Source organism: Pseudarcicella hirudinis (assembly GCF_900115665.1).
GTDB lineage: Bacteria > Bacteroidota > Bacteroidia > Cytophagales > Spirosomataceae > Pseudarcicella > Pseudarcicella hirudinis.
This window is the reverse complement of the sequence record NZ_FOXH01000021.1, coordinates 55,007-68,144: the sequence shown is the minus strand read 5'-3', so window position 1 is coordinate 68,144 and position 13,138 is coordinate 55,007. Positions and strand designations below refer to the sequence as shown.

Below are 13,138 nucleotides of genomic sequence, written 5' to 3'. Positions count from 1 at the left end.
TGGGCAGAAAGCTGAAATAAGATTCGGAAAAGCTGTAATTCGGACTCTGTTTAGCTGAAATATTAACATGTTTTCCGAATCTGATATTGGATCAAAGTGTTTGTAGCCAGATAGATACGTGCTTTGTGCTTTTAGCCAATTACTTCCATCAGAAATAAAATGGCATTTTCGGAGTGTAGAGAAGCCGTTGATTCCATGGTGATAGCCGCCACTTCAGAGGCCCTTTTGAGCATCTGTTTTTCATAAGCTGATATCGCAGATCGGATATCAGGAAAATTCGGGTTGCAAAGCTGTTTGCTTAATTCCAGGGCATCCAACATCGCCATATTTACCCCTTCGCCCGCATACGGAGGCATAAGGTGTGCCGCATCGCCGAGCATTGTAAGATTTGGTATGGTTTCCCAGTTTTGGTCAAAAGGCATGCAATATTGCGGACGGGGAACAAATTGTGTTTCAGCATTTTCGAATAATTCCAGCCATACATTATCCCAGCCGGGATATTCCTCTTTAAACCAAGCAATCACCTGAGCTTTGTCTGAGAAATCAATGCCACATTCACGGCTCCATAATTCGTCCTTTTTACAACCAGTATAAAAAACAAGGCTTCCATCGCCCTTAGAGCTTATAATCAGGCTTTTCTCATCTCCCATGGCAAAGATTTTCCCTCCGTTGAGGAGTTTATGAATATTCGGACTTGCGGTTTCGGAATGATGTACAGCCCCTTCAACGATTGTAATACCTGAATAGAAAGCCTTAACCGGTGTGATGTAAGGGCGGATTTTTGAATTTGCTCCATCAGCGGCAATTACCACATCCGCAATGACCGAATGACCATTTTTGAATACTATCTTCCATTGATCTCCTTGCTGAGAAAGTGAGGTAAAATGACTATCCCATACAACAGTACCGGTTTGCAGTGAATCCAGTAAAATTTTCTGCAAAGGACCACGATCAATTTCGGGCCTGCTGCTTTCTTCTTCCCTGTTAGCACTGTCGTCCCACACAATATTTGCCTGCTTGTCAATGATACGTAATTTGTCAGCTCCCGGACGATAATTTGCCTTAAATTCATCCATCAGTCCGGCCTCCCGGAGAGCCAGTAAACCAGACTCTTCATGCAAATCTAAGGTCGCACCCTTCGCTCTGGCATCTTTGTCAGTATCTCTTTCATATACTTTTACATCCAGACCATTCATTTGTAAAAGTCTTGCGAGGGTCAATCCACCGGGACCTCCGCCTATAATTGCTATTTTTTTATTGGTAAGTATATTCATTGTTCTTGTTTTTATTTTAACATTCCTTTTATGATTGCTTCGCAGCATTCTAAAAGCACATCTTCTGTAATAATCTGAACAGGTCTGTCCAGGTAATCAAAATACTCATTTACTAAATCCAAAAGCGGGGAAAACAACATTGCACGGTGGACGTCATCGGGGAAATTTCTGATAATGCCCTTTTCCATATTGAGGGCTAAAAAGTGATGAATTGGTGCAAAAAAATGCCCTTCTTTAATATTTTCCTTCTGAAATGCCTTATTGAGAAGCGGAGAGGCTTTTCCATGCTGAATCAGTGCGAAATGGGGTCTGTTGTTTTTTAAATACTGAAAAGTGTTAGACCAGATCTTTTTTACACCTTCCGCAAAATCCATTTCCTGGCTGAAATTTTCAAGGACAGCTTTTTCGTAAGCCCCTAACACCTCATCAATAAAAAGCTTTATCAGAAAATCTTCTTTGTTTTCATACTTTATATAGATCGTACGGGGAGATACGTTAGCTGCTTTTGCCAGTTTCTGCATGCTTAAATTTTCCAGGCCTTCTGCTGCAATGATTTGTAAAGCGATGGAACGAATGGCCTCCTCTTTCTCTAAATTTTTAGGTCTCATTGTAAATATATTTTCTCCTGCAATTGGAAATGCTAAATGATATTGCAAAGTAAGTAAACGTTTGTTTACTTACAAAATATTACCCTGACTTTTTAAATATTTATTTTTCAGCCCGGAAATTCTTAGCTCAAAAAAAGAAAATACTGTAGAAAAAGGAATTGCGTAAGAGCTGCCTGTTGTGAGGATTAACGTTGTTAACTCAAAATCCCCCTGAAATATCCTTAATTGGTACTTCAGGGGGATTTTAAGTTGAATTTTTACCGGAAAATTCTGAAACTATTCAGTTTTAAGCGATTTTACTGGATTCATTAATGCAGCTTTAACAGATTGGTAACTAACTGTCAGAAGCGTGATGAATAAAGCTCCGGCACTGGCCGCAAGGAAAGTCCACCAATGAATTTCTGTTTTATAAGTATATTTCTGTAACCAGTTGTTCATGAAATAATAGGCCAGAGGAGTGGCAAGAATACAGGAAATAATGACTAATACAATAAAATCTTTCGATAATAATTGCCAGAGATTAACCACACTGGCTCCTAAAACTTTGCGGATTCCTATTTCTTTGGTACGTTGTTCTGCTACAAATGAAGCCAGTCCGAAAAGCCCTAAACAAGAAATGAAAATAGCCAGAATGGCAAAAAGTGTGGCCAGTTTCCCGATACGCTGTTCCTGGCCGAATTTTCTGGCAAATTCTTCATCCACAAATTTATAATCGAAAGAGGCTGATGGTACCAGCCTTTTAAACACGGGTTCTATTTTTGCCAGGGCATCAGCAGCACTTACAGTTGGCTTAATTTTCAGATCTAACTGAGTTGCAAAAGTATATCTGTTGTCTAAAAAGAAAAATGCCTTTTTTACAGGTTCATAAGGCGAATCCATAATCATATCTTTGATTACTCCGATGATCTTCCAGGACTGTTTGCCATCGTAGTTTTTAATATATTCACCAACAGGATTTTTCAGTCCGATATATTTAGCAGCTGTCTCATTGATAATTACACCTGCAGAATCTGTAACAAAAGCTTTTGAATAATCTCTTCCGGCAATGAATTTCCAGCCTGCCATTTTTCCAAAATCGTGCGAAACGTTCGTAGAGGCAAAACTTGATTCCAGCTCAGGATCTTTTCCCTTCCAGGAGAATCCTCCGATGTTATTCCAAACTGCTGTTAAAGGACTGGAAGAGAAAGCCACTTCCGAAACCATTCCTGTATTCAGCAATTCATTTCTTAACAATTCATTCTTTCCCGTATAATTAGGATCGTTCATTGGAACAGTTATTAAACCTTCCCGGTCGTACCCGATTGGTCTGTTGCGGGCATATTCAATCTGCTGGTACACAATAATGGTTCCGATAATCAAAACCACAGAAACCGTAAACTGAATAACTACCAGAACTTTTCTGGGAACTGAGGCCAGGCGACCGGAACGGATAGTTCCTTTTAACACTTTGACAGGTTGGAATGAAGATAAATAAAAAGCAGGGTAAAGTCCGGCTAAAAACCCGGTAAATACCATGAATGTTAAGCTGATCAACCAGAAAACCGGTTTGGTGAATGGTAAGGACAGATCCTTGTCAGACAGTTCATTAAACCATGAAAGTGACATGGATATAAGCATGATGGAAAGTATGAAAGCCAGCATGACAACTAAATACGATTCGCTCAGAAACTGCTGAATAAGCTGTCCTTTGATAGATCCGATTGCTTTGCGGATTCCTACCTCTTTGGCACGCTTTTCTGAACGGGCAGTACTCAGGTTCATGAAATTAATACATGCCAGCAATAAAACGAATATGCCAACCACACCAAATAACCAAACAAATGTAATACGGCCTCCTTCAGGTTTTCCATCTTTAAATTCTGAATACAAATGCCATTGACGCATTGGGTATAGGAGTAATTCAACTTTATATTTCTTTGCGTCCTCTTTAAGCTCTTTCGGGCCATATTGAATGAAAAAGTTTTTTACCGCCGCATTTGCGGTTTCTACAGAAACATTCGGCCGTAATTGTACAAAAATATTAAAAGAACTATTATCCCAGTTATTTTCGCATTTCTTTACCCAATCGTTGGAAGCAACCCACAAATCCCAGGGAGCAAAAAATCTGACCTCATTAAAACGATTGTTTTTAGGTAAATCTTCATAAACTCCTTTTACGATAACATTAATGCGGTTATCTATTTTTAAACTTTTCTCAAGAGGATCTTCCTGTCCGAAAATTGCATTAGCAGTTGATTGGGAAAGAATAATAGAATGAAGGTCGTTCATGGCAGAACGGGAGCCTTTTATCATATTTAGGGAAAGCATATCAGGCACAGCCGCTTCAATAAACTGACCTTTAACCGGAAGCTTCTTTTCCCCGAATGACAAAGTATAATCACTTGACCAGTAGCTCATCAGAATATGCTTAAAGTAAGGCTGATAATTACTTTTCAGAGCAGCACCCATTGGAAATTGCGTGGATTCTCCGCCACTTGTTATACCGGTATTAGGATCGGTAGCTAAAAGTCTTATCTGTGCAATCTGGTCGTAATTCTCATGATATTTATTGAATGACAGTTCATCATAAATCCAAAGTCCGATAAGCATTGCCACAGCCATGCCTACTGCCAGTCCGCAGATATTGATTAAAGAACTGATCTTGTTTTTCGCAAGATTTCTAAAAGCGATTTTCAGATAATTTCTCAGCATAGCCTCTGGGTTGGTTTGTAAACATTAAGAATATATATCTAAATCTATGCCAGTGTGATTAAGTTGCTTTTTTACAATGAGTTATGATTATTTTGAAAATAAGAAGTGTTCGAAAACGGACACTTTTTGTACGCATATGGACAACATTTATGCCTTTCGGAAGAAGCTGTTTGATTAATAAAAGGCATATTAGAGCAAGGTATAAGTAACTTTTGCATTTTACCTGTTATATTAATGATTTAAATGAGACAAACAATTAAGATTAGGTGAAATGAATTATAATACGATTTCTCCAGTTTCAGATTTATGCCCATTTGTTAAGTGTTACTGGACATTAGAAGCTCCTCAGGAAGAAAGTCCTGAAAGACAAAGAATTGTGCCGGATGGTTGTATGGAAATGATCTTTAATTGTGGAGATCCTTACAAGCAATATGCTGAAGATGGCGGTTATGTAATTCAGCCCAGAAGTTTTGTTTTTGGACAAATCACTCAGCCTCTGGAAATAGAAGCTACCGGCTTGACTAATATTTTTGCCATTCGGTTTCATCCGGAAGGTTTTGTCCCTTTTGCTGCAATCCCGGTTAATCAGATGGAAAACAGAGCAGTACCTTTACCGGAACTGTTTGATAATGAAGGGGCTGAACTCGAAGGTCTGATCTTAAATGCTGTCACAAATGAAGACAGAGTCAGGTTGATAGAAGCTTTTTTGATGAACAGATTAATCAGGCCTGAATCTATTGACAGAATTGTTAAGTCAAGTGTAGAAACGATGCTGCATTTGAATGGTCAACTCTCGGTTGATGAATTATCAGAACATTTAAACATCAATCGCAGACAATTGGAACGGAAGTTTTCGTCAGTCATCGGACTTAGCCCTAAGAAACTTTCGAGGATAATCAGGTTACAGGCAACTTTGAAAATGATAGCGAACAAAGAGTTTGCCAGCCTTACCTCCGTGGCTTACGAGGGCTATTATTATGATCAGGCACATTTTATCAAAGATTTTAAAGAATTTACCGGAATAAGCCCTAAAAAGTTTTATGCCTCCAGCCTTAAAATGTCTTCCTTGTTTTTAGAAACAGAATAGCTTGTCGCATTTTTACAATTTTGTCGCGTGAGATTACGGCAGATTTGCTAAACATTCAAACAATTAACAAATATGAAAAACAAATTCAAACCTATAACATACATTCTTCTGCTGACCGTGATTCTCCTGCAATCTGTCGAAGTAATGAGCCAGAGTGCAAAAACATTAAAAAAGAAGCCCTCCTTTAGCAGAAGTAAAGATAAATTAGCAGTCTTCAGGTGGATGATTGCAACCTGGAAATCTCCGGCAAAAAACGGCAATTTATATGAAGTCTGGAATGTAGTGAATGACAGTACCTTTCAAAGTAAGGGATTTCTTATTAAAAACACAGGAGATACCCTATTGATGGAATCGGTTAAAATAGAATGTAAACAGAAACAATTTTATTATACTTCGACGGTACAGAACCAGAACAATCAGCAGCCTGTTCCGTTTAAAATTACTTCTGTTTCTGAGAAAGGTTTTACAGCAGAAAATGCGGAACATGATTTTCCTCAGCGTATTTCTTATGAACGAAAGAGTAATTCACAGCTTTATGCTTTTATTGACGGGACTTTTAACGGAAAATATGTTAAAAAAGATTTTCATTATGAAAAAGCCGGATATTCAAATAAGGAGATAGTAATGAAGTTATTTACCGCTTTTAATAAGCATGACTGGAAGACATACGCCAATTGCTATACGCCTGATGCTGAATTCCTTGATCCTTCTTATGGAAAGGAATATGTAAAACAAACGACCAGGCAATTAATAGAAAAGTATTCAGGTTTTGAAAAAGCTATACCGGATATCAGAGATGATATAAAAGGTATATATGAAGCAGGTGAAAAAATTATCGTTGAATTTATCTCTTCAGGAACTTTGCCAGACGGCAAAAAAATGAAATTACCTATTTGCACCGTTTTTACAATTAAAGACGGAAAAATTATCCGTGATGCAACTTACTTTGATAATGAAGAGTAGAATATAAAGGAACCCATAATTGCTGACTGCCAATCAGAAATTATGGGTTGTTTTGTTAGTTTTCAGCAGAGTACAGATGAATATACTTTTCTAAAGTGCCTTCATTTCATTTCTCTGATCATTTACAATGCCCAGGAAACAGCGATTGGCAAAACTCCATTTTTGCAATACCAGGATTAATGTTAAAGCGATTGATAAAGTAGTGAGTCCAATTGCCAGACCTTGCCAGTTATTTGTATGCTCTCTGTTTTCGTCTCCTAAAAAATGATAGATCAGGAAGATTATCATTGGATGATATAAATACAGCCCTAATGAATGCTTATTGATAAGAAGGACTAATTTGTGCTGAAACCACTCATTAGGCCCGACATAAATCAGTACAAATAAAGCCAGACATGAATTAAAAACCATATAGGGAATCAGCATAATGATCTGAGGCGTATCCTGATAAAATAAAATTACCGTTGCTGTCAGAGAAAACACAATCAGAAATAGCAGAAGGGGTACCGAAGGTTTAATTTTCAGAAGGCCGTTTCTCAGGCTAAAACCGATAAAAAAGAAAAACAGATAAGCATAGAGCCGTTTATCTCCTAAGTGATGAAGTGGTTGTTCAGTAGCAGGTAATTCATTATCCTTAAAAACCATAAACCAACCGCAGGTAATGGAAGCCGTCAGCACTAAGATAAATAATGCGGAGATCCTGTATTTTATAACTGCATAACACAACAATACGCCAAGGATATAAGCAGGTATATACCATAAATGGAAAAACGGAAAGATGAAATCCGACAGATTGATTTCTGAAATATCTCTTCCGCTCAGGCTGAATGGAAGATAACCAATCAGTCCGAGTATCCAGGGAATAATAAGACGATGTAACAAACGCTTAAAAAGAGCTGCTATTCCTTCTTTAAGAATGGATGCTTTTAATAAGAAACCACTGATAGCCAGGAAGACAGGCATGTGGAAAAAATAGTTGAAATATAAAAACATTCCATGCGGAATAGAGTGGGTTAATATCACCAGAAATATTAATCCGCCTTTGGCAGCATTCAAACCTGGAAAATAATTTAAAGAATCAACATTTTTTAAAGGGTGTGGCAGGGTTGTAAAATTCATCATAAAAATGATCGTACTTAGTCGGATTAAATATTATATGAATGCATAAAATTAAATACAAGCAATTTTTAGATACTGTAAAGTCTGTTATCCAAAACCATGCCAGCTTTGTTTCCGGCTAAATATTAATACGAAGATTATGTGATTTAAGAGTTTCAAGTTTTAAAGATAATGATCCGTATTTTGAAGAATTTGGATGTTTTCAAACGGATTAATAATAGGAATGAAGATGTGTTGAAAAGTTAATATCTGGCTTGATTATTGATATATTTCTTGATTAGCTGCTGAATGAGAATAAGTGCTTGGAATGTTATTATAGTATTTTACCAAATTTCATGTGTGTTTGCTGGGGATGATTTGTTTTGCTTTTGATAGAACTATAATAACCAGAAAAACATGAACAAAAGTACGTATATTCTGCATAGTGATTGGTGAAATAGCTATTTTAAGTTAAAGTATTCTGCAAATTCAGCTTATTAAGATGTTTTGGTTTTACTACAAATAATTATGCTTTGCATTTAAAAAATAAACAGACCCGATGAAGAAAAATCTACAAAGTATCCCCATGAAAAAATGTACATTGTTAATAGCATTTTCCGATCTACTTAAAGCTCAGCTTATTGTTGAAAATATTTCGAAATCAGACTTTGATATTACCTCCATCCAAACAGATGGTTATTTTGCTCTTTTAGCAATCAGAGAAAAAAAACCAGACATTGTTTTTTTGGACTCGGAATTACCTAAAATATCCGGAATCGAAATAGCAAAAACTGTACAATTGGAGAAGATGCGTTCAAAAGTATTTTTTTATGCCAGCAGGTTTAAACAAGATTACCTTTCTTGGTTTTTGGCGGAAGAGAATACTAATATTTACGGATTTATACACAAAGGCTGCGATCTTAAAGATCTTAAAAATGGGTTGAAAGAAATATGGGAAGGTAATAAATATCTTTCTACTTCGATCAGTGTGTATATTAATAATTATGAGACAGAACTCAGTGAGGATAAAAAGTTTAAAAAGCAGCTTGTCACTCTATCCAAACGGGAAAGAGAGATTATGAAGTTGATTTCAAAGGGAAAATCTCAAACAGAAATTGCTGATCAACTTTGCATAGGCATTTCAACAGTAAAAGAATATAAAAATCGAATTGCTCAAAAAATGGATTTGAAAAACAAGCAAAGATTAGCATATTTTATAGCATCAAAGCAGCAACTTTTAGATGATTTCTAATCATATTGTCCTGTGTTTTCAGAAAGTTTGTCCTCCTTTGGTACTACAAAAAAATGTGCTAATGGAGGATTTTTTTCTATTTTGATGTTGCTTAGATTTGCCCTAGTTATAATTAATTTATTTGCTTACTTAGTGATCAAGGATTAATGTCCGATAATTTGATTTTAAAAAAAATAGTAATGAGCTAGTTTTATCACTTTGAAATTTTAGTTACCACCTTAATTTATTCATGAAATATGAAAAGAATTCTACTGTTATTTTGTCTCTGTTACTTCAATTTAATCCAAGTTTCTGCTCAAAGCTGTAATCCAAGTGCAGGAGCCTGTGGTTGTGGCTTTTCTCTGTTAAGTATTTCTCAAACATCTGGACAAAATGCGGGAAGTTTTGTCTTTAATTCGTGTGACGCTTACGGTATTCATTGGGAAATGAAAACATCGGGAGGTACAGTCGTTGCGTCAGGAGAGGCAGCCCCGACTTCTTCTACAATTTCATTCACACTTCCCTCAGGAATTGCCACAGGAACTTATGTTTTTACAGCATGTGTTACAAAAAATAATCCTGCAGGTACGTCTACATGTAATGGAACCAGTTCTATATCATTTTCTTTTACCGCACCTTCAGGAGGCAGTGGGGGGGGAACGAATGTATCTAATCTTGGGCAATATGTTGGGATAAATACTTCAAATACAGGCCAAACATTTGCTGGGTTAGGGGCTTTTAACCTAGTGGTGAATGGTAAAGTCATTGCTAACGAGATAAGAGTTCGCACCGGTTGGGCAGATTTTGTCTTTAATGAAACTTATTCCCTTCCTAAAATAATTAACGTAGAAAGATTTATTTTAAAGAACAAACATTTGCCTGGAATTCCTTCAGCAGAAAAAGTGAAAGAAGAGGGGATTTCTGTAGGAGAGATGAATGCCAAGTTGTTGCAAAAAATTGAAGAGTTAACATTATATCTGATTGACCAGAACAAAAGGATAGAAAAATTGAAGAAAAATAAACAGAACCAAATTTAGGGTGAGTTCTTATTTATAACTATCCCCGTCTTATTCTTAATTACTACTGTAAGTCTTATCTATTATTTATCGGGTTTCTAACAAGAAATAAACTTATAAAAGGAATGAAATGTTACCTTAATTTTTTTGTGCTCAAATTAGTTTTTTGCATAGCTCTTTGTACAAATGTTCTTGGACAAGGTTCTCCTGAAGCCAGCAAAAATAGCCGATCTCAAGATTTTCCGGTTAATCAATATACAGGTGCTGTATCTGTTAATATACCTATTTATACCTTTACGGAAGGAGCAATAACGATTCCTATATCATTAAGCTATAATACAACAGGCATTCGTTTGAGGGAGAGTGCTTCCTGGTGTGGACTTGGTTGGACGCTCAATGCTGGAGGGATGGTTTCTCGTATAGTAAGAGGGTTACCAGACGAAGGGTCTATGGAAGGTACTGATTTTCGAAAAGGATTTTATCAAGGGGGATATGACCAAAATAATGATACTGACGATCATGAACCTGATTTATTTGTAGCCAATATTAATGGGCAGTCATTTAAATTTATGTTTGACAATAATAAAAATATACAGGTTATTCCGAAAACCGATGTTAAGATTTTACCATATGTTGTATCTAGTAGAGCAGACAGCAGAATGAATCGCTTTGCGGGATTTAAGATTATTACTGCAGATGGGAGTTGTTACTTTTTCGGCTCAGAGGATGGATTGACGAACAAAAGTAATGTTTATGAATATTCTATAACCCAACCTGTTAATAATGGCACATTGAATAGGGATAATTTAAGCCAGGATGATAAAAATAAAACTTTGGTTAATGCCTGGTATTTAATAAAAATTGCAACGTCTAATGGCCAAAAAGTTACATTTAATTATAAGTATAATTATTATGCATTTGGATATATGAGTAGCTACGAAGAAAATAGTGATAGAAGTCTTATTAATAATTTATCTCCTTTTACTACCAATTTTCTTGCTACTCCTGTGCTCTATTCAATAGAGGGGAATAATACAAAAATTGAATTTTTTAAACAAAATTATTACTCGTGCAATTATCTTGACTATGAAACGGGTGAGACTGTCATAGCTATGTGCCCTGGAGATGATGCCAATTCTTATACAGAAAGAAAGGATTTAAGAAATTGGGATAACTATCAGAATAGCAAAGGAAAGATTCTTAAAGACATAATTGTGTCAAGTATGGAGGCTGGTAACTGGCAAAATAAGCTTTTCTATACATTTAATTATGATTATTTTACAGCGGATAATCCATGGGCAAATATAAATCTTGATAATACTACAGAAGGGTATTTCAGATATAGATTAAAACTTAACGGAATTGTTTTTCCGGATGGTTCAACTACCAGCTTCGAATATTATGCTCCAACCGACGGGCGATCCTATCCACCAGCGTATGCAAATACTGAAGATCATTGGGGTTTTTATAAAGGTGGGAATGATCTAAGAAGTTTGGTGGGTACTCAAGCGATTTGTCAGACAAATTTGACGCCTGAATATAATAAAGCATCTGACAAAACTACTGATGCTTTATTGTCTAAGACATTTAGCCTTCAGAAGATTACGAACTCTGTGGGGACTGAGACCAATTTTGAATATGAGGTTCATGATGCATGGAATTATAATTACCCGATTGGAGGGAACAGGATATCAAAAATCATTACTAAAGACCTGATTTCCAATGTGAATATTGTTAAAACATATAATTATAGGCAGTTTGCAAACGCCTCTGTTTCTTCCGGTTTTTTAATTATGGAACCAGTTTATCGTTTTAGTTATCCTTCAGGAGTTCCATCTGAATATGGCTATAATTCAGGTCTTTATCAGCAAGCCTTATTTTCATTAGGCAGACCTATTGTGAGTTATAAAAATGTGGAAGAAGTGGTTTATTCTATAAGGGGCGATGCCTCATCCGCAGTAAATGATACTTATAAATTGGGATCCACGAAATATACTTTTAACCAAAATGAAACAGCAGTAGTAGTGTGTAATGGTTCGGAAGGATATAGTTATAAACCCTGGACTTTTAAGCCATCAAATGATTATACATCCGGTAGTATGGATAAAGTGGAAGCATTTGCAAAAAATGGTTCAAGAATTTCAACTACTCAGATAGAATATTTTACGAATTTCGAAAGTGTAATTTCAGGCTATTATATTCCAAGATATAATGGACAGAGAAAAAAAGATGCTTCAACGTATTCTATGAATATCGCTCATTTTGGTGTTAGGAAAAAAACAGAAATAGGTTATGATTATTCAGGATTAAATGCTGTTCAAAATACCACAGAATATTATTATAAGAATGATGCAATAATACCACAATCGTACAGAACAACTTATCCAGGTAAGCATTATCAGGTAGTAAAAATAATTTCCAAAGATTCGAGGGACAGGCAAGTTGAGCAATGGAATAAATATGCTGCGGATTATGATTTCGGAACACATCAGACTACTGAGTATGATTGCAGATATATTTATGATTCAGATGCCAGAGATTGGGTGGCCATTTGTGATATACCTGTTACAAGGGATGTTCAGAACGTTCCGACAAATGCTGATGCCAGAGCAGTATATGATTTGAAGCAGAAAAATATTATTGTGGCACCTATCGAAAGCTTTTTAAGAAAAAATAATAAAATAATCAATGCCAATTACAATACCTATTATACAGGTACGGGTTTTTTAAAAGATTCATATTCTTTAAGGTACTTTCCCCTTAACTCATTTACGGAGGCTGCCTGGTCTGGGAATGGCTCTAATTTGGGAGCATCAATGACTACGGATGGAAATTACATTCTATCAAATTCTATTACAAGCTATAATCAGTATGGACTTCCTAAAACATCTAAAACCAATTTTGGAGTGAAAAGTGAAATCTCTTTTCAGATGAACGAGTTGTTCCCTTATCAATCAACAATAGGAAAAGATACTCCGGAAAGTCAAACCTCAACCACCGAATATGCTAATTCTGTTTTCGGTGTATCAAAAGAGACGAAGGCCAATGGATTTAGTAATTCTGTTACTTATGATGGTATTGGCAGACCCATAAGGGTAACCGATCAAAATAATAATGTTTTAAAACAAGTGGAATATAAGTTAAAGGGGCAATAAGTAATTCATTCAAAT

Annotated in this window: 9 protein-coding genes; 5 read left to right on the top strand and 4 right to left on the bottom strand. The window is 36.0% G+C overall.

From position 1 onward, the window contains the following. Window positions 1-131 precede the first annotated feature (131 nt). From BM179_RS23890 to BM179_RS23880, 3 genes are all read right to left on the bottom strand, one after another. The gene (locus BM179_RS23890; protein WP_092019702.1) at window positions 132-1,274 is read right to left on the bottom strand and encodes an FAD-dependent oxidoreductase; all 1,143 of its coding nucleotides are present in this window, start codon (window positions 1,272-1,274) and stop codon (window positions 132-134) included. A gap of 11 nt (window positions 1,275-1,285) precedes the next feature. Further along, window positions 1,286-1,882, bottom strand: coding sequence for a TetR/AcrR family transcriptional regulator (locus tag BM179_RS23885; protein ID WP_092019698.1), 597 nt, complete (start codon window positions 1,880-1,882; stop codon window positions 1,286-1,288). 276 nt (window positions 1,883-2,158) lie between these two features. Continuing rightward, entirely contained in the window at window positions 2,159-4,573 is a 2,415-nt protein-coding gene (locus BM179_RS23880; protein ID WP_092019697.1) for an ABC transporter permease, read from the bottom strand. 271 nt (window positions 4,574-4,844) lie between these two features. Here BM179_RS23880 and BM179_RS23875 point away from each other — a divergent pair, with 271 nt between their 5' ends. Both BM179_RS23875 and BM179_RS25640 read left to right on the top strand, forming a co-directional pair. Then, on the top strand, window positions 4,845-5,660 hold the full coding sequence (locus BM179_RS23875; protein WP_092019696.1) for a helix-turn-helix transcriptional regulator: 816 nt from the start codon (window positions 4,845-4,847) through the stop codon (window positions 5,658-5,660). Between the two features lie 72 nt (window positions 5,661-5,732). Continuing rightward, window positions 5,733-6,623, top strand: coding sequence for a nuclear transport factor 2 family protein (locus BM179_RS25640; protein WP_218159282.1), 891 nt, complete (start codon window positions 5,733-5,735; stop codon window positions 6,621-6,623). Between the two features lie 90 nt (window positions 6,624-6,713). On the opposite strand, the gene BM179_RS23865 is transcribed toward BM179_RS25640, so the two are convergent. Next, complete coding sequence (locus tag BM179_RS23865; RefSeq protein ID WP_092019695.1) at window positions 6,714-7,745, bottom strand: acyltransferase family protein; 1,032 nt, start codon at window positions 7,743-7,745, stop codon at window positions 6,714-6,716. Window positions 7,746-8,280: 535 nt separating this feature from the next. Here BM179_RS23865 and BM179_RS23860 point away from each other — a divergent pair. The 3 genes from BM179_RS23860 to BM179_RS23850 all read left to right on the top strand — a co-directional run bounded on the left by BM179_RS23860 (window position 8,281) and on the right by BM179_RS23850 (window position 13,123). Further along, window positions 8,281-8,973 (top strand): helix-turn-helix transcriptional regulator, encoded by a 693-nt coding sequence (locus BM179_RS23860; protein ID WP_092019694.1) that lies wholly within the window; start codon window positions 8,281-8,283, stop codon window positions 8,971-8,973. A gap of 236 nt (window positions 8,974-9,209) precedes the next feature. Further along, the gene (locus BM179_RS23855) at window positions 9,210-9,989 is read left to right on the top strand and encodes a hypothetical protein (RefSeq protein WP_092019693.1); all 780 of its coding nucleotides are present in this window, start codon (window positions 9,210-9,212) and stop codon (window positions 9,987-9,989) included. A 128-nt stretch (window positions 9,990-10,117) separates the two neighbouring features. Further along, complete coding sequence (locus BM179_RS23850; protein ID WP_143095314.1) at window positions 10,118-13,123, top strand: hypothetical protein; 3,006 nt, start codon at window positions 10,118-10,120, stop codon at window positions 13,121-13,123. Window positions 13,124-13,138 lie beyond the last annotated feature (15 nt).

What these genes read in the sequence shown, in the direction of transcription:
- BM179_RS23855 (WP_092019693.1), top strand. Translation starts at nt 9,210, where the DNA reads ATGAAAAGAATTCTACTGTTATTTTGTCTCTGTTACTTCAATTTAATC.
- BM179_RS23865 (WP_092019695.1), bottom strand. Translation starts at nt 7,745, where the DNA reads ATGATGAATTTTACAACCCTGCCACACCCTTTAAAAAATGTTGATTCT.
- BM179_RS23890 (WP_092019702.1), bottom strand. Translation starts at nt 1,274, where the DNA reads ATGAATATACTTACCAATAAAAAAATAGCAATTATAGGCGGAGGTCCC.
- BM179_RS23875 (WP_092019696.1), top strand. Translation starts at nt 4,845, where the DNA reads ATGAATTATAATACGATTTCTCCAGTTTCAGATTTATGCCCATTTGTT.
- BM179_RS23885 (WP_092019698.1), bottom strand. Translation starts at nt 1,882, where the DNA reads ATGAGACCTAAAAATTTAGAGAAAGAGGAGGCCATTCGTTCCATCGCT.
- BM179_RS23860 (WP_092019694.1), top strand. Translation starts at nt 8,281, where the DNA reads ATGAAGAAAAATCTACAAAGTATCCCCATGAAAAAATGTACATTGTTA.
- BM179_RS23880 (WP_092019697.1), bottom strand. Translation starts at nt 4,573, where the DNA reads ATGCTGAGAAATTATCTGAAAATCGCTTTTAGAAATCTTGCGAAAAAC.
- BM179_RS25640 (WP_218159282.1), top strand. Translation starts at nt 5,733, where the DNA reads ATGAAAAACAAATTCAAACCTATAACATACATTCTTCTGCTGACCGTG.